We start from the raw sequence: 25,356 nt of genomic DNA, 5'->3' as shown, positions 1-25,356 counted from the left end.
CCGGGTGCGTCGCAGAGGCCGGCGACGATCCGCTCCTGGTCGGTGTCCCACAGGTCGACTCCGGCGGAGGCACGGACGATCGCGAGCGTGCTCCCGTCCTGGCTGAAGTCGAGGTCGTAGAAGGACGACGAGTCGCCGCCCGGCAGGTAGAACTGCTGGACGGGGTGTCGGGGTCGGAGACGTCCCAGATCTCCGGGCGGGTGACGAAGTCCGACCCGCGTCGCTCCACGGCGGTCAACGCGATGCGCTTGCCGTCCGGGCTGAACGCCATCTTGCCGTTCGCGTTCCGGCCACCCACGGCGGCTTTCACCGGATCACCTGCGGGCTTGCGGTCCCGCACCCGCCACAGGCGCAGCGTCTGCGTGCTGTCGAACGCTGCGAAGAGCGATCCGTCTGGGCTGTAGGCGAAATCGGTGGTGAGCCCGGCCGGCAGCGGTTTGCGCCACAGCTCGGCAGGGCTCGCGGTTCGGTGAGGTCGATGCTGTTCGCGTGCGGGCAGGTCGAGCGTGAACAGCTCTTCCAGCCGGTCGACGACCACGAGCTCGGCCGCGGCCGACGAGGACCAGCAGCCCCGGTCCCGCGGCCGCCGCTCTGAGCTCGCCGGCCATCCGCTCGCGCCCGTGGAACACCGCGGCATCCTCAACCCCGAACGGGTGAAGTCCTCGCTAGGGGCTCACGCGACTCCCTCCGACGCGGACCGGCACTGATCAAGAATGACCACGGGGCGGCTCGATACGTCAACCGCCGCGTTTCCCCATCAGTCACCCGTTCGCGCACCTCCTGATGCGTCTTGACACAGCTAGGCTGCCCGATGGATCGTGAATAACTGATTAGTCAGTCAATTTAGGGGTGCGAGATGGGGCGGACCGTCAGGGACGGCCTGCGGCTCACGGCCGAACAGGAGCAGTTCGTCTCACTGGCCGCGGAGTTCGCCGCTGAGGAGATCCGCCCGCGCGCGCGTGCCGTCGACGAGGCGGATACCGAGTCGCCGCTCGACGTGTGGGAGAAGGCCTCCCGGCTCGGGCTGACCTCGTTCATGATTCCCGAGAAGCTCGGTGGCGGCGGCGTCACCGACCTGCTCACCCAGGTGCTCGTCCAGCAGGAGCTCTGCCACGGCGACATCGGCATCGGCAACCTGATCACGTCCAACGGCTTCTTCAGCGCGCCCGTCGAGCACCTCGGCACGCCTGAGCAGCAGGAGCGCTTCCTCGGTCCGCTCACGACCGAGCGGCCGCCGCTCACCGCCGTCGCGGTCACCGAACCCGGCAGCGGGTCGGACGCGGCGAGCATCCAGACGTCGGCTCGGCGTGATGGCGACTCCTATGTCCTCAACGGACAGAAGACCTGGATCTCCAACGCTCCTTACGCCTCGCAGTTCGTGATCTTCGCGACCGTGGATCCCACTCGGCGCTCCCGCGGGGTCACCGCGTTCGTGGTGCCGCGTGACGCCGCGGGCCTCACGGTCGGGCCGCCGTTCCAGAAGATGGGGCAGCGCGCGATCGTCAACGCGGAGGTGTTCCTCGACGACGTGCGCGTGCCTGTCGAGAACCGGCTCGGCGACGAAGGTCAGGGCTTCGCGGGTCTGATGCGCACGTTCGACGCCTCGCGCATCCTCATCGGCGCCGCCACGACGGGCCTTGCGCGGGCTGCACTGGACTTCGCGGCCGACTACGCGCGGCAACGGGTGCAGTTCGGTGTGCCGATCATCCAGCACCAGGCGGTGGCGTTCCGGCTCGCGGACATGGCCACGCGCGTCGACACGTCGCACCTGCTGACCGTGCGCGCGGCGACGCTGTACGACGCGGGGCACGCCGTGGCGCAGGAGTCGGCCATGGCCAAGCTCGTCGGCTCGGAGAACGCCATGTGGTGCACACACGCCGCCGTGCAGACGTTGGGCGGCTACGGCTATTCACGCGAGTATCCCGTGGAGCGCTGGATGCGTGATGCCAAGCTGGAGGAGATCGAGGAAGGCACCTCGGACATCCAGCGCCTCATCATCTCCCGCGGTCTCGGTGCGAGATGATCTTCTCCGATCCCGCGTCCGTCGCGGTGGTGGGTGCCAGCGACGACCCCGCGAAGTGGGGCCACTGGCTCGCGCGCGGTGCCCTGGTCGGCCGTGACCGTCGCGCCGTGCACCTGGTGAACCGCGGCGGCGGCTCCGTGCTGTCGGAACCGACCGTGCGGTCTCTCTCGGAGTTGTCCGAAGCGCCGGAACTGGTGGTGCTGGCCGTACCTGCCGCGCACGTGCCCGCGGTCGTCGACGAGGCGCTCGCGGTGGGCGTGCGCGGGTTCGTCGGCATCCCGTCGGGCATCGACGACGGGGTGATCAACCGAATTCGTTCGGCGGGCGCGCGACTGCTCGGCCCGAACTGCCTGGGCGTGTTCGACGCGGCGACGTCGTTGCACCTCGCCTGGGGACGGTTCCAGCCCGGTTCGCTCGGTGTGGTGTCGCAGAGCGGGCAGGTGGGTCTGGAGATCGCCGGGCTGGCGGCGTCGGGGATCGGGGTGTCGCGGTTCGTCTCGGTCGGCAACCAGGCGGACGTGACGGCGACGGAAGCGTTGCTGGACTTGGTGTCCCACGACATGACCAAGGTTGTCGGGGTCTATCTGGAGAGCTTCGGGCCGGGGATCGTTTCGGCGATGTCGGAACTGCGTGCGGCGGGGAAACCCGTTGTGCTGCTGACGGTGGGGTCGTCGACGGCGGCTCGCGAAGCCGCTCGTTCGCACACCGGAGCGTTGACGTCCACTTCGGACGTTGTGGACGCGGCCTGTCGTCGTGCCGGGGCGGTGCGGGTGGCGACGCCCGCCGCGCTGGTCGATCTGGCGACTGTCGTGTCGTCCGGTGTGCCGCGCGGACGTCGGATCGGCATCATCTCGGACTCCGGTGGGCAGGGGGCGATCGCGGCGGATCTGGCTTCGGCGGCCGGGTTGTCGGTGCCTGCTCTGTCCTCTGTGGACGGACTTCCGGCGGGCGCGTCCTCGCGGAACCCGATCGACCTCGCCGGCGCGGGGGAGCGGGACCTGTGGAACTACGCCCGCGCGGTCGAGGTGCTCGTGCGTTCCGGCGAGGTCGACACCGTCGTGTTGTCCGGTTACTTCGGCAGTTACGGCGCGGACACGCCGTCGCTGGAAGCCGCCGAGGTGGCGGTGGCGTCTCGGATCGGGTTCCTGGCAAGGGAAACCGGTGTGCCTGTGGCGGTGCACAGCATGTGCGCGGACTCCGCGGCGGTACGCGCGTTGCGTGCGGACGGGGTGCCGGTGCAGCACACGATCGAGCGAGTTGTGGCTGCGGTGGGTGACGCGGCTCGTTTAGGGGCGCTTGATCAACGGTCCGTTGGTGCTGTGAGCGGCGCGGGACTGTCGGTGCCGGCTGGGAGAATTGAATCAGGGGACCCCTTCAGGGGGGACCTCTGCGCGAGCCTGCCGTACCAGCCCGGCTACCTCGCCGCCCGCGAGTTGCTCAGCTTCCTCAGGTTCCCCAAGGCCCACGCCGTGACGAGCGTGGCCGAGGTCAAGGCCACCACCCTCGAAGGCCCGTACGCGCTCAAAGCCGACTGGCTGCCCCACAAGAGCGAGCACGGCGGCGTCCGGATCAACCTGACCGACCCGGCCACCGCCTTCGACGAGATGGAAGCCAGTCTGGGCCCCGGCACCTACGTGCTCGAAGAGATGGACACGCGCGAGAACACCGTGGAACTGATCATCGGCGCCAAACGGGACCACTCGTTCGGCCCAGTGGTGCTCGTCGGCGCGGGCGGCACTCACGCAGAGTTGTTCAAGGACACCGCGATCGAGCTGGCCCCGGTGACTCCGGCCACCGCGCGGGACATGCTGGCCCGCCTCGCCTCGGCTCCGCTCCTGTCCGGCTGGCGCGGCGCGGAACCGGCCGACCTGGCAGCGTTGGCCGAGGTCATAGCCCAGGTCTCCGAAACGCTCGCGGCCAGACCGGACCTGGCGGAGATCGAGCTGAACCCCGTGCGCGTGGGCCCGGACGGCGTGCTGGCCGTGGACGCGCTGATCATCCCTCGGGGGACACGTTGAACGATACGAGCGGACAGCGCGTGGCATGAGCATGACCGTTCCTCGTATCAGCGGGGGTGACGCGCTGGTGCGCGCACTCGTCGCGCACGGCACCGAGCTGGTGTTCGGCATCCCTGGCACCCACAACCTCGGCATCTACCGCCACCTGGCCGAGCACGACGTCAACCACGTAACACCCCGCCACGAGCAGGGCGCGGGGTTCGCCGCCGACGGCTACGCCCGCGTCACCGGCAAACCGGGCGTCTGCCTCACCACGAGCGGCCCGGCCGTGCTCAACGCGCTGACCGCCGTGACGCAGTCGTACTCCGACTCGGTCCCAGTCCTCCTGATCTCCCCGGGCATGCCCCTGCGCCACCCCGGCCGGGGCAACGGCACCCTCCACGAGGTCCGCAACCAGAGCGCCGCCCTGGAAGCCGCCATCGGCTACTCGAACCGCGTCCACAGCGTCGCCGAGATCCCGCTGGCCGTGGCGCAAGCGTTCGCCCACATGACTTCCGGCCGCCCCCGCCCGCCCACCTCGAAATCCCGCTGGACCTGATCGACGCCGTCGACAAGGTCAACGAGGTCGCCCCGGTCGTCGTCGCCCACGCACCGGCCGACGCCGTCACCATCGCCGCGGCAGCCGGCCGCCTCAACGCGGCCACGCGCCCCGGCCTGATCATCGGCGGCGGCGCCAGGGGAGCCGCCGAGGAGATCACCGCGCTGGCCGAGCGCCTGGGCGCCCCGGTGGTCGCCACCGCCAACGGCAAGGGCACCTTCTCCGAACACCACCAGCTCTCCATAGGCGCGGGCCTGCACCACAAGGCCGCGGCCGAGTTCGTCGCCGAATGCGACGTGGTCCTCGCCATCGGCACCGAGCTCGCCTCCACCGACCTCTGGAGCGGCCCGCTGAAGTTCCCCGGCGACCTGATCCGCATCGACGTCGACCCGGCCCAGATGATCACCAATGCCCTCCCGGACTACTGCCTGGTGGGCGACGCCCAGGCCACCGTCACCGCCCTGAACCAACGCCTCGGCAAGGCTCACGCGAGTCAGGAAGCCGCAAAACGCGCCCAACGCTGGCAAAAGCTCTTCCGCAAACACGCCAGGACTCAGGGCGCTGCCTGGCTTCCCCTGGTCGAGGCCATGAAGGAAGTCCTCGCGCCAGGCGCCGTCATCGCCGGCGACAGTGCAATGGCCTGCTACTACGGCACTTTGTCCAACCTCCCGCTCGAAGGCCCGGCAAGCTTCCTGTATCCCACGGGGTTCGGCACCCTCGGCTACGGCCTTCCCGCGGCCATCGGCGCCAAGATGGGCGCCCCGGACCGTCAAGTCGTTGCCCTGCACGGCGATGGTGGCGTGATGTTCACGCTCCCCGAGCTGGCCACCGCAGCCCAGGAACGCCTGCCCCTGCCCGTGATCATCTGCGACAACGGCGGCTACGGCGAGATCCGCCGGGAGATGGTCGACCGCAGCGAACCCGTGCACGGCGTGAACCTCCCCGGCGTCGACTTCGCCATGGTCGCCAAGGGCCTCAACTGCCACGGGCTGACCGTGGACGACGAGGACAGGTTCGCCGCGGCCCTGCGCAAGGCCTTCACCGCCGACCGGCCTACGGTGCTCCACGTGGTGGGCGACCTGGCGGGCGCATGAGTCCTTGATCGGGCACAAAATGGGCCGCTGTGACGTGGACCATCCCCCGATGGCGGAGGATGACCTGAAGATCACCATCCAAGCCCGCGGCAGGGTGGAGTCCCACGAGTCACCCCGGAACGGATGGACGTCGGTCAGAGCGCTGCCCACCGAGATCAAGGACCTGCTGTGGGCCCAGGAACAGGCCGCGGGTCTCCTGCCGTACCAGACTTCCCGGCGCTCGCAGGCCGTCGCTGGGCACCGTCTACGTGCGCCAGGACGTGGGCAGCGATCTCGACGAGGCACCGGCGGACCAACCGGCCACGCCGAAGCTCGACGAACACGGACAGGCGCTCTGGTCCGGATGAGAGCCGCCGGCTGCCTCCTTTCGTTGCGACGTGACCAACGAAGCCGTGCCGCGGTGGTGGCGCGCGAGATCGCCACCGATCCGGAAGTATCGCGGCACGTGAGGGTGGTGGTGGCGGGTTGTCTCGCCGAGTGGAGTGACGAGTGCCGTGCAGCCGCGCGGGAACTGCTCGTCCGTTTGCGTGATTGTGCGGGTCGATAGGTTGTCCCACAGCGATGTGAGGAGGCCTCGATGTTCGCCGTGGTGGCACTGCTGGCTGCTTCGCTCGTCCCACCTCCCGGCCCGGTCACCGTCGAGGTGGTGAGCGTCGGCGGCTCGGGCTGTCCGAAGGGTTCGACGACCGTCGCCATGTCGCAGGACAACGAGGCGTTCACGGTGACCTACAGCGACTTCCTGGTGCAGGGCAACGGTAAAGAGGCCAAGAAGAGCTGCACGATCGCGCTCAAGCTGAACCACGCGCAGGGGTACACGTACGGCATCGCGGCCACGGATTACCGCGGGTTCGCTCATCTGACGGACGGGGCGCGCGGCGTTGTGCGCAACAGCTACCACTTTCCGGGGTTTCCCACGCGGAACCGGATGCACACGTATCAGAGTCCGATGAGTGACAACTGGCAGGTCACCGACAGGCCCGACGGGGTGGCGCACGGGCCGTGCAAGGATCGCAAGCCGTTGACGATCGAGGCCGAGCTCAAGGTCACCGGCAAGGGGAACACCAGCTTCATGACCATGGACTCGACCGACTCGGCCGTGAGCACCACGTTCCGGCTGTCGTGGAAGAAGTGCGCGGAATAACAAGCGCGCTTCTGGCGTTGTCTGCTAGAGTTCGTTTGCAACCGGCGGTGCGCGGTCAGCGCACGTAAGTTCCGACCAGCTGCTGGACGCTCTCCGATCCGCAGCGACGACCCCCAGTTTCTCACGCTGGCGGCCCTACATCAGATGCCTCCGCAAGAGCATCTGCGGCGCTTCCCTCCGGCACGAGCACGGGCACGAGCCCGTCGTGTGTGGAGCCGATGAGGCGCATCTCAAACAACCCTCCTGAAAGGACAGACCCGATGCACATCGGTGTACTCGACATACGTAACAACAAGGCATTCCTCGTTGACGGGCCGCAGGTTCCGCAGCACCTCGTGCGGCAGCACGACCTGCGTCGCGGCGACCAGATCAGCGGGCAGGCGGAGAACGACAAGCTCGTCACCGTCGACACCGTCAACGGGCAGAAGCCGCACCCCAGGCTCAGGTTCGAGGACCTGACGCCGCTGTACCCCAACGAGCGGCTGAGGCTCGAACACGACCCCGAGGAGCTGACCAGCCGCGTGATCGACCTGGTCATGCCGGTCGGCAAGGGGCAGCGGGCGCTCGTCGTGGCGCCTCCCAAGGCCGGCAAGACGATGGTGCTGCAGCACCTCGCGCAGGCGATCGCCAAGAACAACCCGGAGGTCCACCTGATCGTCGCGCTCGTCGGCGAACGGCCGGAGGAGGTCACGGACATGCGGACCACCATCCCCGGCGAGATGTTCACCTCGACGTTCGACGAGCACCCCAAGGAGCACATCGCCGTGGCCGAGCTCGCGGTGGAGAGGGCCAAGCGGCTCGTCGAGGACGGGCAGGACGTCGTGATCCTGCTGGATTCCCTCACGCGCCTCGGCCGTGCCTACAACCTCGCCGCGCCCAACGGTGGCCGCATCCTCAGCGGTGGCGTGGACGCGACAGCCCTCACGCCGCCGAAGAAGTTCCTCGGTGCCGCCAGGAACATCGAGGAAGGTGGCTCGCTCACGATCTTCGCCACCGCGCTCGTCGAGACGGGCTCCACGGCGGACACGGTGATCTTCGAAGAGCTCAAGAGCACGGGCAACGCCGAGCTCAAGCTCGACCGCAGGGCCGCGCAGAAGCGCGTCTACCCGGCGGTCGACCTGCACCAGTCCAGCACGCGCAAGGCGGAGCTTCTGGTCGGGGCACAAGAACTCGCCATCACCGACGCGGTGCGCCGGGCCATGGCGGAGCGCGACATCGACGTGCTTCTCGAAGGACTGCGCAAGACCCGGAGCAACGCCGAGTTCCTCATCCAGATGTCGAAATGAAGTCGTGCCGCGGTTCCCGGTCCAGCGCACGGGTGGGCGCACCCAGCGCGTAGAAGAGGAAACCGATGCCGATCACGATCAGCAGCGGCAGCACCTGCGACAGCGTGTAAGCGGTTCGCTCGCCGGCGAACGCGGAAGGCAGCTCCAGCGGCCAGATCAGCACGACCACGGTGAAAGCGACCAGTCCGGTCGTCAGAACCGTTGTCAGCAAGGCGAAAGGCGCGCGGAACGGGCGTGGAGCGTCTGGCAGGCGGCGGCGCAGCACCAGCATCGACGGGAACGTGAGCAGGTAGCTGATGAACGTCGTCGAGATCACCAGGGCGAGCCCGGCGGTGAAGTACTTCTCGGAGTTGCCGCCGGTGAGGTTCAACGCCGTCACCAGGACGACGGAAGCCAGCAGTCCGGAAAGGACGTTCACGCGGATCGGCGTGCCGTGACGCGAGGACAACCGGCCCAGGTACGCGGGTCCGGCGCCGTCGGCACAGGCGACCGCCTGCGCTCGGTGCGCCCCGATCGCCCAGGAGACCCCGGAAGTCAGCACGCCGATGATCAGGCCGGCCGCGCAGACAGTTCCGAGAACCGCGCCCGCGCCGGTCAGCGTCACCGTCCCATCAGGTGCCACGGAGCCGCCGTACACGGTCAGGACCTGCTTGGCGGCGTCGATGAACCCGCCAAGGCCCTGGATCTGCGAAGCGGGAACCACCAGCAGAATCCCGAGAATCGGCCCGCCGTACAACAAGAAGGCCGCGCAGCCGGCGCGCAGGATCGCGAACGGCACGGTGCGCTGCGGGTCGGTCATCTCCTCGGTCGCGGTCGACGGCAGCTCGAAGCCGACGTAGTTGAAGATCAGCACCGGCACCAGCGCCACAAACCCGGCCCACGTGGGCACGAAGTCCCCGCCGGCCAAAGGTTGTACGCCGTTCTTCACCGCGTAGACGACCACGGACACCGTGAAGAAGCCCAGCAGCACGATCCGCGCGAACGCACCCGCGATGGGCACCCACTTGCCGATCCGCAACGACGCCGCGACGGCGAGAACGCCGACCCAGATGAACGCCAGACCCGCGATGTGCTTGCCCGCCATGCCCAGCGGCAGGAAGAAGGTCTCGAACGTGGTCACGGCGATGATCGCCAGCGTGCCGCCCATCCACAGCGGGTTGGACAGCCAGTACAGGACCTGGTTCACGCCGGCGGCGAGGCGCCCGAACGCGAGCTTGGTCCACACGTACGGGCCGCCCTCGATCGGGAACGCCGTGCCCAGCTCCGTGGTCAGGAACCCGTACGGCAGGAAGAACACCACCGCCAGGATCACCATCCAGACGAGGCCCTGGGGACCGTTGGCAGCGACGCTGCCGATCGTGTCGAGGCCGACGAGGGTGCAGAGCAGGTAGAACGTCACGTCCACCCGGCGGAGCGACTTGCGCAGGTGGGTTCGTTCACCCAGCCAGTTGCCGCTGAGAGGCTGTACCTCGCCCACGGGACCCTCCAGATGGTTAACTGATCCGTCAGTCAGTTATTTGGACGGACCATGTGACCGCGGTCATACGCTGAAGTCAAGGGGTGTGTTCGATGAGTTATCTCCAGGTCACCTGGACCGATCCGGCCACGGGCGCGCGCGGCTACCTCGTCATCGACCGGCTGGTGCGCGGGGTGAGCAGCGGCGGACTGCGGATGCGGGCGGGCTGCACGCTCGACGAGGTGCGCGGGCTGGCCGAGGGGATGACCGCCAAGGAGGCCCTCAACTACGACCCCGAGGCGCGCTACGTGCCGCTCGGAGGCGCCAAGGGCGGCATCGACTTCGACCCCTACGACCCGAAGGCGGAAGAGGTTCTCACGGCGTACCTGTACGCCATGTCGCCCTACATCGAGCGGTTCTGGACGATGGGGGAGGACCTCGGGCTCCGGCAGTCCACGATCGACAAAGCCATCGCGAAGATCGGCCTGCAGTCGTCCATCCAGGCCGTGTACCCGCTGCTGGACGACGAGCAGAAGGCGCGCCAACGCCTCGCGGACGCCTTCAACGTCACCGTCGACGGCGTCAGCCTCGACGAACTGGTCGGCGGCTACGGCGTCGCGGAAGCGGCGCTCGCCGGCATCGAACACCTCCAGCTGGGCAATCCCACCGCGATGATCCAGGGCTTCGGTTCGATGGGCGGCGCCACGGCCCGTTACCTCGCCAAGGCGGGCGTCACGATCGTCGGGCTCGCTGACGTCCACGGTGTCGTGGCCAACCCCGCAGGGCTCGACGTGGAAACCCTCTTGTTGTCCAGGGATTCGCACGGCGGCATCGATCGGACGAAACTCCGCGAGGCCGACGTCCAGCTCGGCGGCGGCAAGTGGCTCGACGTCGAGGCGGACGTGCTCGTGCCGGCCGCCACGAGCTACGCGATCAACGCGAGCAACGCGAAGTCCGTGCGTGCCAAGCTGATCGTCGAGGCCGCGAACATGCCGGTGACCAGGGAGGCGGAAGAGGTCATCGACGCACTGATCATCCCGGACGTCGTCGCGAACTCCGCCACGAACTCCTGGTGGTGGTGGACGCTGTTCGGCGACATCGAGGCCACCGCGGAGTCCGCGTTCGCCAAGATCGGCACGAACATGCGCAGGTTGGTCGCGAAGATCGTCGACGCCGGGTCGCCGCGCCGGGCGGCCGCGCAGATCGCTGCCGATGCGGTGAAGGAGATCGAGCAGAAGTTCTAGCGCAACCTGCGCGGCGATGAGGCGTCTCCGACGATGTAGCCGCCCGCCGTCGCCCTGTGAGGTTCACGATGCCGTTGCGCCCCAAGCTGTCCCTGCTCCTGGCCGCTGCCACAGTCCTGGCCGTCGCACCACCGGCGTCCGCCGCCGTCCCCGGCGACGAGCTGATCGTGTCGAGCGGTGGCTGGACGTCCTACCACAACCGGATCGGCTCGGTGTCCTGCCCGGCGGGCAAGCAGGTGATCGGCGCCTTCGCCTACCCGCGCGGCAACAGACGGGACGTCCTGGTCACCGCGCTCATCCCGTCGGCGACCTCGGTCGTGGCGATGGCCAGCGAGGACGAGGACGGCACCGACGACGAGTGGGGCCTGATCGTGGAAGCCGTGTGCGCACTGCCTGTGCCGGGTCACATGATCGTCACCGCCTCCTCGGACACGACTTCCTCGAACAAGCAGGTGCGCGCCACGTGTCCGCCCGGCAAGAAGCTCCTCACGGCCGGGTGGAACACCCAGGGGGCCGGTCAGGTCCACGTCAACCAGATCGCTCAGTCAGCGGACCTGGCCTCGGTGGCGGTGACCGGCATGGAGGACCCGGACGGGTACGCGCGGGACTGGCGGCTGACCACCTACGCGGTGTGCTCGGATCCGTTGCCGGGCCAGGAGATGCGCACGGCCACGTCGGTGGTGGACCGGTCGGACAAGCTGTTCGACGTGCGTTGCGAGTCGGACCAGCGGCGGCTGTCGGCGGGCTGGTCGTTCATCGGAACGGCTGGCGTGTCACCGGCCGGTCAGGTGCTGCCGACCATCTGGGGGTCCGGGACGTCGTGGTTCGAACTGCAGGCGTGGGAGGACGACGACGGCTTCGCCCACGACTGGTACGCGATCGCACGGGTCGTGTGTGTGGACCGGTGATCAGCGGACAGCCAGGAAAATGCGTTGCGAGGCGGACCGGTCGTTCGTCATTGTGACGATCATGTGGTCATGAGCGTACCCAACAGCTGACCCGCACCGTGGGGACGGTGCGGGTTCTTCCGTACGCCACTGACCCCTGGGGCATCGTTGAATCGCAAGGCTGAACTTGTCGACCGCAAATCACTGTGGCTGGTCCGCGAGCTCGGACTGCCGGCCATCGTCAAAACCTGTGTCTCGTGCAGGACAACGCGGCACCATCCGACCGGCAAGGTCCGGGTGAACGCGAACGGCAAGATCCTCGACGTCTGGCTGCTGATCGGCTGCGAGCGGTGCGGCCGCACGTCGAAGATCCCCGTCCACGAACGCGTTCACGTGCAGACGCTCGACCACGACCGGCTGGTGATGTTCGAGACCAACGATCCGGCCGTCGTGCGGGAGCTGGCCATGGACGCGGCTCTCGCGGGCAGGGCCGGGCACCGTCTCGATTGGACCGGCACGTGGGCGCTGGAGACCGACATGCCGTTCTACGAGATCGAGAAAGATCTCGAACCATTGGACGTCATCGTCAGGTTTGAGCTCCCGGCGCCGATCCGGGTCGGGAAACTGCTGATGGCCGGACTCGGCCTGAGCCGGTCCGCGGTGAGGAACGCGGTCGACTCAGGCCGGATCCGGCTGCCGATGGCGGTCGACGCGAGGGTTCGCGCCGACTTCGCCTTCGTGATCGGCGGTCAGCGCTTCTTGCGCTTCGAGGGCGCGCCCACGTAGTCGGCCAGGTGCTCGCCGGTCAGCGTCGACCGGTCGGCCACCAGGTCGGCGGGCGTGCCCTCGAACACGATCTTGCCGCCGTCGTGGCCGGCGCCGGGGCCCAGGTCGATGATCCAGTCGGCGTGGGCCATCACGGCCTGGTGGTGCTCGATCACGATGACCGACTTGCCCGAGTCGACCAGCCGGTCCAGCAGGCCCAGCAGCTGCTCGACGTCGGCCAGGTGCAGACCCGTGGTCGGCTCGTCGAGGACGTAGATGCCGCCCTTGTCCGCCATGTGCGTGGCCAGCTTCAGGCGCTGGCGCTCGCCACCGGACAAAGTGGTCAGGGGCTGGCCCAGCGACAGGTAGCCGAGGCCGACGTCGGCCAGGCGCGCCAGGATCGCGTGTGCGGCAGGCGTTTTGGCCTCACCGGCGCCGAAGAACTCGACGGCCTCGGACACCGGCATCGCCAGCACCTCGGAGATGTCCTTGCCGCCGAACTTGAACTCCAGCACGGCCTGGTCGAACCGCTTGCCCTCACAGACGTCGCACGGAGACTCGATCGTCGCCATGATCCCGAGGTCGGTGAACACCACGCCCGCGCCGTTGCAGTTCGGGCACGCGCCCTCGGAGTTCGCGCTGAACAACGCCGGCTTCACGCCGTTGGCCTTGGCGAACGCCTTGCGGATCGGCTCCAGCAGACCGGTGTAGGTCGCGGGGTTGGACCGCCGCGAGCCCTTGATCGGGGTCTGGTCGACCACGATCGCGCCGGCGTCGCGCGGCATCGACTGGTGGATCAGCGACGACTTGCCGGAACCCGCCACACCCGTGACCACGGTCAGCACACCGAGCGGGATGTCGACGTCCACGTCGCGCAGGTTGTTCGCCGAAGCGCCGCGGATTTCCAGGACACCGGTATTCGAACGCACGGAGTCCTTCAGCGACGCCCGGTCGTCCAGGTGCCGCCCGGTCACCGTGTCGCTCTTGCGCAGCTCGGCGAGGGTGCCCTCGAAGCAGATCGTGCCGCCGTTGCGGCCGGCGCCAGGACCGAGGTCGACGATGTGGTCGGCGATCGCGATCGTCTCCGGCTTGTGCTCGACGACGAGGACGGTGTTCCCCTTGTCGCGCAGTCGGAGCAGCAGGTTGTTCATCCGCTGGATGTCATGCGGGTGCAGCCCGATCGTCGGCTCGTCGAACACGTATGTCACGTCGGTCAGGGCCGATCCGAGGTGCCGGATCATCTTCACGCGCTGCGCCTCACCACCGGACAACGTCCCGGCGGGACGGTTCAGCGACAGGTAGCCGAGACCGATCTCCACGAACGAGTCCAGCGTGTGCGCGAGCTTGTCCAGCAGCGGCGCGACGGACTTCTCCTTCAGGCCGCGGATCCAGTCGGCGAGATCGGTGATCTGCATGTCGCACAGGTCCGCGATCGAGAGGCCCTTGATCTTCGACGACCTGGCGGCCTCGGTCAGGCGCGTGCCGTCGCACTCGGGGCAGGTGCCGAACGTCGCCGCGCGGTCCACGAACGCCCGGATGTGCGGCTGCAGCGCCTCGCGGTCCTTGGACAGCATGGACTTCTGCAGCTTCGGGATCAGGCCCTCGTAGGTCAGGTTGATGCCGTTGACCTTGATCTTGACCGGGTCCTTGTACAGGAAGTCGTGCAGTTCCCGCTTGGTGTACTTGCGGATCGGCTTCGCCGGGTCGATGAAACCGGACTGCGCGAACGTCTGCACGGTCCACTGGTTGTCGACGTTGTAGCCGGGCACCTTGATCGCGCCCTCGAGGATCGACTTCGAGTCGTCGAAGACCTCGGTGAGGTCGATGTCGGAGACCTGGCCGCGGCCCTCGCACCGCGGGCACATGCCGCCGGTGATGGAGAACTCCCGGCGCTCCTTGACCTTCTGGCCGCCCTTCTCGATCGTCACGGCACCCGCGCCGGAGATCGAGGCGACGTTGAACGAGAACGCCTGCGGGCCACCGATGTGCGGTGTGCCGAGTCTGCTGAACAGGATCCGCAGCATCGCGTTCACGTCGGTCGCGGTGCCGACGGTCGAGCGCGGGTCGGCGCCCATCCGCTGCTGGTCGACGAGGATCGCCGTGGTGATGCCCTCCAGGAGGTACACCTCGGGGCGCGGCAGCGTCGGCATGAAGCCCTGGATGAACGCGCTGTACGTCTCGTTGATCAGCCGCTGCGACTCCGCGGCGATCGTGCCGAACACCAGCGAGCTCTTGCCGGAACCGGAGACTCCGGTGAAGACAGTCAGACGCCGCTTGGGGATCTCGACGTCGACGTCGCGAAGGTTGTTCACCCGCGCGCCCTGCACGCGGATCAGATCGTGGGTGTCGGCCTCGTGCGCCGCGGCTGCTGTCCTGGTCATGGCGCAAAACCTAACTCCGCGCCCCCGCTCGTGCCTTCTTGATTCCTGATTGGTTGTGGACGGATCCGGTAGTGGTAGGTGCAGACCTCGCGGAACCCCGTCCGCTCGTACAGCCGGAACGCCGAGCTGTTCGCCTTCTCCATCTGCAGGTACATGTGGTTCGCCTCGCGCGCGGCCGCCCACGAGGCCAGTGCCGCGAGCACGGACCGTGCGGCGCCCTGACCTCGTGCGTGGGGCAACGTCGCCATCCCGAACACGCCGGCCCAGCCCTGCTCGGCCACGGCCCGCCCGACCGCCACCACCTGGCCGTCGACCTCGGCGTACGCGTACGCGCTCGGGTGCTCGACGCGGCTGAGGAGGTCGCGTTCGGCGCTCACGTCCCGCGTGGTCACCGCCTGCCACGCCGCGAGCCACTCGTCGGTGGGACGCGCGGTCACCTCGCCGGCGTCGGCGTGGGCCTGCCGGATGACCTCCGCGGTCGAGGCGATCTGCAGGGACATGTCGTGCCCCCGCGCGTAGCCCCGGCCGTCCAGCCGCGCGTCGAGATCGTCCGCGCACACGCCCGGCGTGATCTGGAACCGCACCCCGGACCCGCGTTCGGCGCAGAACTCCTCGGCGCGGGCGACCCGGTCCTCGCGGTCGTGCGGCAGCACGGCGCTCACCCACCAGGCGTCACCGGGGGAGTGGCGCAACCACCAGCCACCTTCTTCTTGCACGTGTGCGGCGGGCTGGGCGCGTGCCGCGTGCTCCTGGAGCGTCCTGAGCAGCACGTCAGTCCAACGACCCCAGCAGCCAGTTGCCGGCCGCCGCGGGATCCTCGGAGAAGTAGAACTCCCGGATCGCCTCCAGCAGCGCATCGGCGGGCATCAGCTCGTCGTCTCCGGACAGGATGTCGTGGATCATCCGAGCGTCCGCCTCCGACAGGTTCATCAGCGCGCCCGTCCACGCGACGTGCTCCTCGACGGTCAGCTTGCCGTCGCCGTCCTCGTCCGCGATCGCCATCACCGCGTCCAGGAACGGCACGTAGCCCTCCTCGAACGACTCCGGCGTCTCCAGCAGCCCGTTCGCGAACGCCTTCTTGTACTCGTCGATGCTGATGCGCCCGCTGTGGTCCTGGTCGGCGACGGACGAGAGCTGCTCCCAGAGCCCGATCAGCATGCTGTGGAACCGGACGGCCTTCGGATCGTCGTCCGCCAGCCCGAACGCCTTCGTGGTCCGCTCGCCCGCCTGTGTGAAGTCCTCGCGCTCGATGAAACCGTCACCGTCGGAGTCGTACGTCCGGAACCGGCGGGCCAGCTTGCGATCCAGGAAGGCGGTGATCTCCATGAAGTTCCTTCTACCGCATTCCGGGCCCTGGGAACACGTCTGTCTCAACAACCGAATTGCAATCGTTCACCAGGCCTGCCGTTTGCCCAGCCCGGAAAACGCGCTCGCGACGATCGCCATGCCGATGACGCCCATTACCGCCGCGACGCCACCTACCGCCGGTTCGACACTTGCTGCACGTGTGCGACGGGGCACGGCCACGGCAGTTCGTCACGCGGCGAATCTGTGGAAGCGGGTTTCGGCGGCAGCGGCGTGGTGGTCGATTCGATTCGATTCGAACGACGGCGCTTTCACCGATGACGTTGCCCGCGCCCGCGCCGGACACCGTCAACCGGGAACTCACCGGGGCAGCCGCCCGGCACGTGCAGGTGAGGCGCTCGCGGGGCTGCGGGACGGGCGACGTCCGGCGGCACGCGGCGGCTCACCTGCCACTTCGACGTCGCTGATCGGCTGGGCGGACGGGTTCCCGACCGTGACGGTGATCGTGACCAGCCCGCCGTCCTCCACGCGGTCCTTCGACCAGGGCGCGGTGATGGTCAGCCCGGGGGTTGATCACCTTGACCTGCACCGAGGCGCTGGTTTCCACCTTCTTGCCGAGCTTGTCGGTGGCGGTGACGGTCGACGTGAGCGTGCCGGATTCGTCGCCCGCCTGCGTTGCGCAGTCCACGGTGGCGGTGGCGCCGGGGTCGAGCTGGCCTTGCATGGCGTTGCAGCCGTCAGTTGTTGTGCGCGCGTTAGGTCGAACAACGGTGTATCGCCGGTGTTCGTGACAGTTGTTGAGAATTTGACTTTTTGTCCGGGGAGGGCGGTCATCGGCTGTGTTGCCGTGGTTGCGCGCAATGCCGGATGAAGCACGTCGACCCGTGCGGTCTTCTGTGCAGCGAGCGGGTCGCCGGCTTCGCTGATGCCGTTTGCGGTGACCGTGGTCTGGTAGTCGTCCGCCGCTTGTGTCGTGCAGGCGCGGGTGGCTTTCGCGCGTGGGGGAATTGTGCCGATTTTCTGGCCGCACACCGACACGTTCGCCGCTGGGGCGTCGCCGGCGTTGGTGACGGTCGCGGTTTGGGTGACGGTGGCCTTCTGGTACGCCGTGGGATGTTCCGGGTCAACGGCCAGGGTGAGTTCGGGCAGTGGGAACGACCACGCGATGTTCTGGACGAGGTAGGCGTCCTCGGTCCGTTTGAACGCCAGCTTCGCGCTCTTGGTGCCTGGCTTCGGTGTCGGAGAGATCGCTGTCGATGACGAACCGGTCAGCGCTGACGCCCGTGCCGTTGAGGGTGACCGGGCCCTGGGGCTTGCCGGGCGGTTCTGCGGCGTGGTGGCAGGTCGCGCTGCAGGCCCAGCCCAGTTCGGCGTAGGCGATCGCGGCCTTGTCGGGGAGGGCGAGCGTGGCGGGGAGGAGTTGAACGTTCTCGGGTCGTTGTCCACGTCGGTCCACGACATGCGGTGGCCGTTGTTCTGCGCTGCCGGGACGTGACCTCGACGGTTCTGGGCGTCCACACAGGACTGTGGCGGGTACTCGGGATCCGGTCCGGCCTGTTCGGGTGTGGAGCAGGCTGAGGACTCGCCCTTCGTCAAGGACGAGAACATCGGTGAGTGGGTCTCTGCTCGGATCGACCGTCGAGGCATCGTGGCGGGGCACAAGAAGTTCGTCTTCTACATCTACGAACCTGTGCTGTACTCGCCGGTGGGTGGCGCCGACGTGCTGGCCGGGCAACTCCACGAGCTGCTTCGAAAACGCCCGCCGCCCACGTGCCGGTCGAGCCGGCAGCGTGGGAGGCGTTCCTGCGGTTTGTCAGTAACCGCGGTCGGGCATGATCACCCAGAGCACGAGGTAGACGACGAACTGCGGTCCCGGCAGAAGGCAGGACAGCAGGAACAGAAGGCGGACGGTGCCCGGCTTCCATCCCCAGCGCTGGGCGAGCCCCGCGCAGACACCCGCGATCATCCGGTTGGTCCTGGGCCTGCTCAAAGCAACTGTCGTGGTCATATACCCAGAATGCCCGCGATAGTCCATCTGTTGCATCGGGGATGAACCCTGATTTCACCCGGACGAGTTACAGCACGTAACCCCGAGCCTCTGACCTGCGACGTCACGGTTGTCCCGAACCTTGGGGAGCCGAGATGCGCGTTGATTTTCTCGTCGACACGGTGTTCATCGCGGTCTACGCGCCGCTGCTGTGGCACGCCTGGCAGTGGCTGCGCACGAAAGAGCGCCAGGGGCCGCCGTCGCCGCTCAGAAGCCTCACGCTGGCCGAGAGCCCTTACCCGCGCGCGGTGCCGATCACGGTCCTCGCGGTGGCGCATCTCGCGGGCAACCCGGTCGGGTTCATCTCGATCGGGTTTCTGGCGCTCGTTGCCGTGGAGTCGGCCTGGCGCAACCGGGACCGGTGGGTGCGGCAGCACCTGTGGGCGTTGGGGCGCCTCAGGGTTCCGGTCGTGGTGGTGGCGCTCGTCGCGGCGATGTTGTTGTTCGGCGACACGAGGTCGTTGCGAGACGCCGGGATCGGGCTGGCGATGTGGGTCGCGACCCTCGCGCTGGGAGCCAGCGTCTGGTTCGTCGCGCGCAGGCTGGTGCTGACGTCGTGGCCGCAGAAGACCTGGCGCAGCTCGCGGCCGGAGCTGGGGGCGCTCATCAGGCTGGCGCTGTGCGTTCTGGTCGGGGTCGTCGGGTGGGTTTACGGGCCTCGGGAGCTGACGGCGTACGCGGTGGTGCTCGGGCTGGTCGTGTTGCTCGGGCTGGTGTGGGTGGTCTGGGAACTGGAGGACACGGAGGCGGCGAAGAGCAAGCTCGGTGAGGCCGACCGGATCAGAGCCCGGTCCGCGATGAGGCCCAGCCAGGAGCAGCGGCCCGCGGTGATGCGGGTGGCGCGCGGGCTTGCGGTTGCGCCGCTGTGCGCGCTCGTCGCGGCATACCTGCCCATGGCGTACGACGGGCAGAACACGTTGACGGCGATGCGGGTGCTGGTTCTGTGCGGGGTCTCGGTGTTGTTCGGCGACTGGCTGATGGCTCGCAGCGCCAAGGGGCCCTGGCACACGCCGCATCACTGGTGGTTCACGGCCGGGATCGTGACGGTGTCCGCGGCGTCGCTCGTCACGGTGGGCGCGATGGGGCGCTCGTTGCCGTTGGCGGTGGTGTTCCTGATGTTCGCAGGGTTGCTGTTGAGCGAGGCGCAGCGGTTCGCCGAGACCGTGCCCGTGCCGAAGGGGTTGCTGTTCCTCGGGTTCACGCGCACGCCGGTGGCGTTGCTGATCGCTCTCTGCGTGCTGGCGAGCGGGTTGAGCTATCCGACGGACGCCGTGGAGAGCTGGTCGACGAACCTCAGGCAGGTCGTGCGCATCACGTCGACGGTCATCGCCTTCGAGCCGGCCAGCACCTGAAGCGCGAGGCCGTCGAGCATGCTCACCATCATGTTCGCCAGCTCGACCGGGTCGCCGGGGGCGTGGATGTCGCCGGACTCCTGGCCGTCGCGGAAGATGCTCGCCACGATGTCGCGCCACTCGCCGTAGAAGCGCTCGTTGAGCTCCTGCAGCTCGGGGTTGCGGATGGCCTCGACCCACAGCTCGGCCCAGACCTTCCACGCCTCGACGGTCTCGGCGCCTTCCGGCAGGTAGGACTCGACGACCATGCGCAGGCGCGAGAGCGGCGGCTCGTCGGACTCGAGGATCCACCGGCGGCGTGAGACCGACTGTTCGAAGCAGTGTTCGAACGCGGCGTCGGTCAGCTCGCGCTTGGTCTCGAAGTAGTAGTGGACCGTGCCACCTGAGACGCCCGCGTCCTTGGCGACGTCGGACACCCGGAGGTGGCGGAAGCCCTCGGCCGCGATGACCTTGCAGGTGGACGCGAGGATCTGCGCCTTGCGTTCGGCTTCCACGCTTGGACGGGGCATCCGTCACCTCCTGATTACTCCGAACCTTACCGAAACGGGGAGCGGAGCTTGCGCTTGTCGGTCTCTCTCATCTTCATCAGAGGGCGCGGAGGCCCGATCGTGACGCTTCCGGGCTGGTGAAGCGCGCCCAGCACGTCCTGTGCACAGCGTCGCCTCGTAGGCTGATCGGGTGGTCGCACCCCCCGTCGCGCCGGAATCGCCGGAACTGCCCGCCCGCAGGCGGCGCCTGAGCCGTCCGGTGCTGTTGCGCATGGCACTCGCCGTCGCCGGTGGCGTGCTGGTCTACCTGAGCTTCCCGCCGCGGCCGCTGTGGTTCCTGGCGCCGGTCGGGTTCGCGCTGCTGGCACAGGTGGTGTTCGAACGACGGGCGCGGGCCGGGTTCGGCTACGGCGTGCTGTTCGGGCTCGGGTTCATGGTGCCGCTGCTGCGGTGGACCGGCGAGTTCGTCGGGCTGATCGCCTGGCTGCCGCTGGCGCTGGCGTGCGCGCTGATGATCTCCATCGGCACGACCGCGATGGCCGCCGTCTCGCGTGTGCCGGGGTGGCCGTTGTGGGCGGCGTGCCTGTGGGTGGCGGACGAGGCGTTGCGCGGGGTGTTCCCGTTCGGCGGCTTCACCTGGGGCAAGGTCGCGTTCGGGCAGCCGGAGGGCTGGTTCCTGCCGCTGGCGTCACTGGGCGGGGCGCCGCTGGTGTCGTTCGCGGTGGTGCTGACCGGGTTCGGGCTGTTCTGGATCTTGAAGAACTGGAAGCTCGGGCTCCCGCTGGTCGTGGCGCCGCTGCTGATCGGTTTCGTGGTGCCGGTGGGGGTCGACCCGTCCGCCGGGACGGTGACCGTCGCCGCGATCCAGGGCAACGTGCCGCGCGCCGGGCTCGACTTCAACGCCCAGCGCCGCGCCGTGCTCGACAACCACGTGAAGAGGACGCTGCAGCTCGCGGACGACGTCGCCGCCGGCAAGGTGAAGCAGCCCGACATCGTGATCTGGCCGGAGAACTCGTCCGACATCGACCCGTTCCGCAACCGCGACGCCGCCGCGGTGATCGACGCCGCGGCGGACGCGATCAAGGCGCCGATCGCGGTGGGTGCCGTGGTGGTCGACCGGGGCGACGGGCTGCCGCGCAACACCGTGGTGCTGTGGGAGCCCGGCAAGGGGCCGACGGACACCTACACGAAGCGCAAGCTGCAGCCGTTCGGCGAGACGATGCCGATGCGGTCGTTCTTCCGGCTGTTCACGTCCACGGTCGACCGCGCGGGGGTGTTCCAGCCCGGTTCGGACCCGGACGGTTTCGTCATGGGACCCGCGAAGGTCGCGATTGACACGTGTTACGAAGTGGCGTTCGACTCAGTGGTGCGCGACACGGTGACGGCCGGCGCGACGATCATCGCGATCCCGACGAACAACGCCACGTTCGGCTACACGGAGATGACCTACCAGCAGCTTTCCATGTCACGCGTGCGTGCGGTGGAGCACGGACGGGCGGTCGTCGTGGCGGCCACCTCTGGGGTCAGCGCCATCGTCGAACCTGACGGTTCCGTCACTCAGAAGACTGGGCTTTTCGAGCCGGGTGCCCTGGTCGCGACACTGCCGCTCCGGTCACAGACTACGCTGGCGACTTGGCTAGGAGCCTGGCCCGAGTGGGTGCTGACCGCTGCGGGCCTTGTCGCGTTGGCGCTGGGCTTCACACGACGACGGAAGGACTCGAATGGCGCAGCAGCCTGACCAGGAACTCGGGCAGGTGCTGGTGGTGATCCCGACGTACAACGAACGGGACAACATCGGAAAGATCGTCAAGAGACTGCACACGGCACTGCCCGACGTGCACGTGCTGGTGGTCGACGACGGCAGCCCCGATGGCACCGGCCAGCTCGCCGACGAGATGGCGGCCGCCGACGAGCGCGTCCACGTCATGCACCGCACCGAGAAGGCCGGACTGGGCGCCGCCTACGTCGCGGGCTTCCAGTGGGCGCTCGAACGCGACTACGGCGTTGTGTGCGAAATGGACGCTGACGGCTCGCACGCGCCGGAGCAGCTGCACCGGCTGCTGGACGCGCTGCCGCAGGCCGACCTGGTGCTCGGCTCGCGCTGGGTGCCCGGTGGCGAGGTCGTGAACTGGCCGACGCAGCGCAAGCTGCTGTCGCTGGGCGGCTCGCTCTACTCGCGGCTGGCGCTGGGCGCGAGCATCCGCGACATGACGGGCGGCTACCGGGCGTTCCGCGCGGACACCCTGCGCAAGCTGAACCTCGCCTCGGTCGCGTCTGCCGGGTACTGCTTCCAGATCGACCTGCTGTGGCGGACGCTGGAGCTCGGCTTCCGGGTGCGCGAGGTGCCGATCACGTTCCAGGAGCGGGAGTTCGGCGAGTCGAAGATGAGCGGCAACATCGTCCGCGAGGCGCTGATCCGCGTGACGAAGTGGGGCCTGCGCCGCCGCGGCACGCAGCTCAAGGAGCTGTTCTCCGGCAAGAAGAAGTAGCACCGTCCGCCTTGGACCGTCCACATCGGGCGGTCCGAGGCTCGTTCTGGGGGAACGACCGGTTCCTCGACGACGGCGGCAGCGGCGCGACGACGCGGCCCTACCTGCCGCCACGAACTGACTCCCGCCCGCATACGATTCAAAATCGATGCGGTGGAGGTGAGCGGTGGAGTGGAGTGCGGGCGCGGTCGCGCGGATGCTCGGCATCTCGCCGACGACCCTGCGCACGTGGGACCGTCGGTACGGCCTCGGGCCCAGCACGCGGCACGAGGGGAAGCACCGCCGCTACAGCGAGGACGACGTCGAGCGCCTGAAGCGCATGGTCGAGCTGACCGCGTCCGGGGTCGCTCCCGCGTCGGCGGCCGCCTCGGTGCTGCCGTCGGGGGACCTGGACTTCGAGGCTGCCGCGGATCTGCTCGACGCGGCGCGGATGCGCAGGGTCGCGGTCGGCCTGATCGCCCGCCACGGCGTCGTGCACACGTGGGACGCGGTGCTGATGCCGTTCCTGATCGCGCTCGGCGACGAGATCTCGTCGACCGCCTGCGGGATCGAGGTCGAACACGTCGCCAGCAGCAGCATCTCCGACGCGATGCGGGTGTCCGGGGTGGCGCTGGGGAAGCCGGCGGTGTTGCTGGCGTGTGCGCCTGACGAGCAGCACAGCCTGCCGCTGGACGTGCTCGCGGCGGCGCTCGCCGAACAGGGGTGCGTGTCCCGCAACCTCGGTGCCCGCGTTCCGGCCACCGCGCTGGTGAGCGCGGCGAACCGGGTGCAGCCGCGGGTCGTGCTCGTGTGGGCGCACGTCCGGGCGTACGCGGAGCAGGTGCCGTTGGCGGAGCTGTCCGGTGTGCTGGTCGGCGGGCCGGGGTGGGACGGTGTGCCGCTGCCGGACGGCGTCCAGCGGGTGGACACGCTCAGCACCGCTGTTGAAACGATTTTGAATCGAATATAGACTCCGGGCATGGGCCTCGCCGACCGCGGTGCTCGCCGTTGTCCGCGCCCTGTCTGCCGGGAGTTCCCATGACCGCGTTGCCGTTGCGCCATCACCCTGTGCGGGTGCTGCTCGTGTTCCTCGCGGCGGTCGTCGTGACCGCCGTGGTCGGGTCGTTGTTCTCGGTGTCGGCGGGAGCGGAGTACCTGGCGCTGCGCCGGCCGTCGTGGGCACCGCCCGCGTCGTTGTTCGGTCCGGTGTGGACGGTGCTGTACGGGCTGATCGCGTTGTCCGGCTGGCTGGCGTGGCGGCGTGGTGCCACGAAGGCCGAACTGACGCTGTTCGGTGTGCAGCTGGTGCTGAACGCGGCGTGGACGCCGTTGTTCTTCGGGCTCGGCTGGTACGAGGCCGCGTTCGCCGAGATCGTGGTGCTGTGGCTGTCGATCGTGTCGTTGGTGGTCGTGTTCTGGTGGCGCAGCAAGGCCGCCGCGCTGCTGCTGGTGCCCTACCTGGCGTGGGTGAGCTTCGCGGGGGCCTTGAACATCTCGATCGCCACGCTCAATTGACGGGTGAGTCGCTGCGGGCGCGTTCGGTCGCGGTCACCGCGATGCCGAGCAGGATCATCCCGGCGCCGAGGCCGAGGTGCAGCCAGTTGTCGGCGGTGTTGACCGGCAGGAAGTTCGCGCGCGTGTGCTCGCCGATCGCCGAACCCCACACCCACAGCAGCACGTAGAGGCCGCCGCCGGCCATCAGGAACAGCCTCGCCGTGCCGCGGAGCTTTGCCGAGAGCAGGCCGAGGACGCCGAACAGCAGGTGCACGAGGTTGTGCAGCACGGAGACGGCGAAGACGCCGAGGAGAAGGGCGCCGGAATGGCCGGCGAAGCTCATCTCGTCGTAGTCCGAGGTGATGCCCGGAATGAACCCGAGCACTCCGACGAGCAGAAACGCCGCGCCGACCACTGCCGCAGCCTTTTGTACTGGTCGCATGCAGGGCGGTTACCCCGCGTTGGCCGGGATGAACTCCCTCAGCACCTCCATGCCGGTGACGCTGTGCGCGCCGGCGGGTTCCGGGCCGAGCACGCGGGCGAGGACGGGGCCCAGCACCTCGCGGAAGAAGCGGTCGGCGTGCTCCTTGGACTGCCAGACGGCGATGACCCGGAACTCCTCGTCGGTCTGGCAGGCGTAGCGGGCCGCGTGCAGGTCGATGCGGACGGCGAAGCGCATGAGGTCCGCGACGGCCGGGCGCGGATCGCGGAACGTCGCGAAGATCAGCACGGTGCGGAGCTGTGTGGCGAGGTGGGCGAGCGCCAGCAGCGACGCCTGGTCGGCCCAGTGGACGTCCTCGACGATGATCACGAGGCCGTCGCGGTCCAGCGCGGTCGCGCTCGCGTCGAACACGCGGAACCTGTCCTGCGGCACATCGGCGTCGTGGGCGAGCACGTCGTCCGGGCCGGCGCCCGCCGCCTTCAGGACCTGCCGCCACGGCCAGAACGCCGGTGCGCCTTCGGTTTCGACGCAGTGTCCCCACACGACCTCACGGCCCAGCGCGAGCGCGTGCCCGGCGAGCTCCTGGGCCAGCCGGGTCTTGCCGATGCCGGGCTCACCGCCGCACAGCACCAGCCCGCCCGTCTCCGCCGCCAGCCACGACCTCACCAGCGCGAGCTCGCGGCCGCGTCCCACCACCTTCACGTCCCGGATATCGCGCCCGTGTCGGAACTCGTTTCGTGAAAACAGGTTGATGAGCCTGGCGGGTGACGTCAAGATATCAGTGTCTGCGCAGCTCAGGCGGTCAGAAAATAGAATTGCACAATGGTGGAGATGGGGCTGTGGAGCCCCGCCCGTCTGTAAAACGGGAGCTCCGGCAAAGGCGGTTCGACTCCGTCCTCCACCACCAGCCGTTGCGCCACCGGGGTG

At 68.6% G+C, this 25,356-nt stretch carries 23 protein-coding genes, 1 tRNA gene and 2 pseudogenes; 18 read left to right on the top strand and 8 right to left on the bottom strand.

Annotated elements, in window-relative coordinates; translation table 11 throughout:
• Positions 1 to 506 precede the first annotated feature (506 nt).
• From C8D87_RS45020 to rho, 7 genes and pseudogenes are all read left to right on the top strand, one after another.
• The gene (locus C8D87_RS45020; protein ID WP_146771622.1) at positions 507 to 707 is read left to right on the top strand and encodes a hypothetical protein; all 201 of its coding nucleotides are present in this window, start codon (positions 507 to 509) and stop codon (positions 705 to 707) included.
• Between the two features lie 149 nt (positions 708 to 856).
• Positions 857 to 2,023, top strand: a complete 1,167-nt coding sequence (locus C8D87_RS04695) for an acyl-CoA dehydrogenase family protein (RefSeq protein WP_112225654.1) — start codon at positions 857 to 859, stop codon at positions 2,021 to 2,023.
• Entirely contained in the window at positions 2,020 to 4,041 is a 2,022-nt protein-coding gene (locus C8D87_RS04690) for an acetate--CoA ligase family protein (protein ID WP_112225653.1), read from the top strand. The genes C8D87_RS04695 and C8D87_RS04690 overlap by 4 nt, the downstream gene beginning before the upstream one ends.
• A gap of 31 nt (positions 4,042 to 4,072) precedes the next feature.
• Positions 4,073 to 4,579 (top strand): thiamine pyrophosphate-binding protein, encoded by a 507-nt coding sequence (locus C8D87_RS46750; protein WP_215732163.1) that lies wholly within the window; start codon positions 4,073 to 4,075, stop codon positions 4,577 to 4,579.
• Complete coding sequence (locus C8D87_RS46745) at positions 4,564 to 5,673, top strand: thiamine pyrophosphate-binding protein (RefSeq protein WP_325049640.1); 1,110 nt, start codon at positions 4,564 to 4,566, stop codon at positions 5,671 to 5,673. The genes C8D87_RS46750 and C8D87_RS46745 overlap by 16 nt, the downstream gene beginning before the upstream one ends.
• 577 nt (positions 5,674 to 6,250) lie before the next feature.
• Complete coding sequence (locus C8D87_RS04680; protein WP_112225652.1) at positions 6,251 to 6,814, top strand: DUF4360 domain-containing protein; 564 nt, start codon at positions 6,251 to 6,253, stop codon at positions 6,812 to 6,814.
• Positions 6,815 to 7,083: 269 nt separating this feature from the next.
• Positions 7,084 to 8,100 (top strand): annotated as a pseudogene (gene rho, locus C8D87_RS04675) (transcription termination factor Rho); the annotation flags it as partial.
• On the opposite strand, the gene C8D87_RS04670 reads toward rho, so the two are convergent.
• Positions 8,081 to 9,577 carry an APC family permease gene (locus C8D87_RS04670; protein ID WP_215732161.1) on the bottom strand — a complete coding sequence of 499 codons (1,497 nt, stop codon included), beginning with the start codon at positions 9,575 to 9,577 and terminating at the stop codon, positions 8,081 to 8,083. The pseudogene rho and the gene C8D87_RS04670 sit on opposite strands and share 20 nt — an antisense overlap.
• A gap of 92 nt (positions 9,578 to 9,669) precedes the next feature.
• On the opposite strand from C8D87_RS04670, the gene C8D87_RS04665 reads away from it, so the two are divergent.
• From C8D87_RS04665 to C8D87_RS04655, 3 genes are all read left to right on the top strand, one after another.
• Positions 9,670 to 10,800, top strand: a complete 1,131-nt coding sequence (locus C8D87_RS04665; RefSeq protein WP_233441899.1) for a Glu/Leu/Phe/Val dehydrogenase dimerization domain-containing protein — start codon at positions 9,670 to 9,672, stop codon at positions 10,798 to 10,800.
• Positions 10,801 to 10,856: 56 nt separating this feature from the next.
• Positions 10,857 to 11,708 (top strand): hypothetical protein, encoded by an 852-nt coding sequence (locus C8D87_RS04660; RefSeq protein WP_109641399.1) that lies wholly within the window; start codon positions 10,857 to 10,859, stop codon positions 11,706 to 11,708.
• Between the two features lie 147 nt (positions 11,709 to 11,855).
• Positions 11,856 to 12,473: a DUF1062 domain-containing protein gene (locus C8D87_RS04655; protein ID WP_233441898.1), complete on the top strand. Its 618-nt coding sequence runs from the start codon at positions 11,856 to 11,858 to the stop codon at positions 12,471 to 12,473.
• Here the strand turns inward: C8D87_RS04655 and C8D87_RS04650 are convergent.
• The 3 genes from C8D87_RS04650 to C8D87_RS04640 are packed head-to-tail and all read right to left on the bottom strand — an operon-like array spanning position 12,437 to position 16,159.
• A complete protein-coding gene (locus C8D87_RS04650; RefSeq protein WP_112225649.1) occupies positions 12,437 to 14,833 on the bottom strand; it encodes an ATP-binding cassette domain-containing protein in 2,397 nt (798 codons plus the stop codon). The genes C8D87_RS04655 and C8D87_RS04650 overlap by 37 nt on opposite strands.
• Positions 14,830 to 15,603 carry a GNAT family N-acetyltransferase gene (locus tag C8D87_RS04645; protein WP_233441897.1) on the bottom strand — a complete coding sequence of 258 codons (774 nt, stop codon included), beginning with the start codon at positions 15,601 to 15,603 and terminating at the stop codon, positions 14,830 to 14,832. Before C8D87_RS04645 ends, C8D87_RS04650 begins: the two co-directional genes overlap by 4 nt.
• Position 15,604: 1 nt before the next feature.
• A complete protein-coding gene (locus C8D87_RS04640) occupies positions 15,605 to 16,159 on the bottom strand; it encodes an EF-hand domain-containing protein (protein WP_112225647.1) in 555 nt (184 codons plus the stop codon).
• Between C8D87_RS04640 and C8D87_RS45015 the strand changes: the two genes are divergently transcribed.
• Together C8D87_RS45015 and C8D87_RS49085 are read left to right on the top strand one after the other, a co-directional pair.
• Positions 16,158 to 17,009, top strand: coding sequence for a hypothetical protein (locus C8D87_RS45015; RefSeq protein ID WP_146771621.1), 852 nt, complete (start codon positions 16,158 to 16,160; stop codon positions 17,007 to 17,009). The two genes, C8D87_RS04640 and C8D87_RS45015, sit on opposite strands and share 2 nt — an antisense overlap.
• A gap of 693 nt (positions 17,010 to 17,702) precedes the next feature.
• Positions 17,703 to 17,879 (top strand): annotated as a pseudogene (locus C8D87_RS49085) (Scr1 family TA system antitoxin-like transcriptional regulator); the annotation flags it as partial.
• Positions 17,880 to 17,951: 72 nt separating this feature from the next.
• On the opposite strand, the gene C8D87_RS04620 reads toward C8D87_RS49085, so the two are convergent.
• Positions 17,952 to 18,146 (bottom strand): PspC domain-containing protein, encoded by a 195-nt coding sequence (locus C8D87_RS04620; RefSeq protein ID WP_109641433.1) that lies wholly within the window; start codon positions 18,144 to 18,146, stop codon positions 17,952 to 17,954.
• A gap of 134 nt (positions 18,147 to 18,280) precedes the next feature.
• Here C8D87_RS04620 and C8D87_RS45010 point away from each other — a divergent pair, with 134 nt between their 5' ends.
• Positions 18,281 to 19,537, top strand: a complete 1,257-nt coding sequence (locus C8D87_RS45010; RefSeq protein ID WP_146771620.1) for a hypothetical protein — start codon at positions 18,281 to 18,283, stop codon at positions 19,535 to 19,537.
• Here the strand turns inward: C8D87_RS45010 and C8D87_RS04600 are convergent.
• On the bottom strand, positions 19,441 to 20,046 hold the full coding sequence (locus C8D87_RS04600; RefSeq protein WP_112225640.1) for a TetR/AcrR family transcriptional regulator: 606 nt from the start codon (positions 20,044 to 20,046) through the stop codon (positions 19,441 to 19,443). The genes C8D87_RS45010 and C8D87_RS04600 overlap by 97 nt on opposite strands.
• 169 nt (positions 20,047 to 20,215) lie before the next feature.
• Between C8D87_RS04600 and lnt the strand changes: the two genes are divergently transcribed.
• From lnt to C8D87_RS04580, 4 genes are all read left to right on the top strand, one after another.
• Complete coding sequence (gene lnt, locus C8D87_RS04595; protein ID WP_233441896.1) at positions 20,216 to 21,763, top strand: apolipoprotein N-acyltransferase; 1,548 nt, start codon at positions 20,216 to 20,218, stop codon at positions 21,761 to 21,763.
• On the top strand, positions 21,747 to 22,514 hold the full coding sequence (locus C8D87_RS04590; RefSeq protein ID WP_109641388.1) for a polyprenol monophosphomannose synthase: 768 nt from the start codon (positions 21,747 to 21,749) through the stop codon (positions 22,512 to 22,514). The genes lnt and C8D87_RS04590 overlap by 17 nt, the downstream gene beginning before the upstream one ends.
• A gap of 166 nt (positions 22,515 to 22,680) precedes the next feature.
• Complete coding sequence (locus C8D87_RS04585) at positions 22,681 to 23,463, top strand: MerR family transcriptional regulator (RefSeq protein ID WP_215732160.1); 783 nt, start codon at positions 22,681 to 22,683, stop codon at positions 23,461 to 23,463.
• 68 nt (positions 23,464 to 23,531) lie between these two features.
• Positions 23,532 to 24,008 (top strand): TspO/MBR family protein, encoded by a 477-nt coding sequence (locus C8D87_RS04580; RefSeq protein ID WP_112225639.1) that lies wholly within the window; start codon positions 23,532 to 23,534, stop codon positions 24,006 to 24,008.
• On the opposite strand, the gene C8D87_RS04575 is transcribed toward C8D87_RS04580, so the two are convergent.
• The gene (locus tag C8D87_RS04575; protein WP_112225638.1) at positions 24,001 to 24,429 is read right to left on the bottom strand and encodes a DUF4383 domain-containing protein; all 429 of its coding nucleotides are present in this window, start codon (positions 24,427 to 24,429) and stop codon (positions 24,001 to 24,003) included. The two genes, C8D87_RS04580 and C8D87_RS04575, sit on opposite strands and share 8 nt — an antisense overlap.
• Positions 24,430 to 24,438: 9 nt before the next feature.
• Positions 24,439 to 25,131 carry an ATP-binding protein gene (locus tag C8D87_RS04570; RefSeq protein ID WP_215732159.1) on the bottom strand — a complete coding sequence of 231 codons (693 nt, stop codon included), beginning with the start codon at positions 25,129 to 25,131 and terminating at the stop codon, positions 24,439 to 24,441.
• 122 nt (positions 25,132 to 25,253) lie between these two features.
• On the opposite strand from C8D87_RS04570, the gene C8D87_RS45665 reads away from it, so the two are divergent.
• Positions 25,254 to 25,336, top strand: a tRNA-Tyr gene (locus C8D87_RS45665).
• The last annotated feature ends 20 nt before the right edge of the window (positions 25,337 to 25,356 follow it).

Origin of the sequence: Lentzea atacamensis (genome assembly GCF_003269295.1) — a bacterium.
GTDB classification, from domain to species: Bacteria; Actinomycetota; Actinomycetes; order Mycobacteriales; family Pseudonocardiaceae; genus Lentzea; species Lentzea atacamensis.
This window is presented reverse-complemented; position numbering and strand designations above follow the sequence as displayed.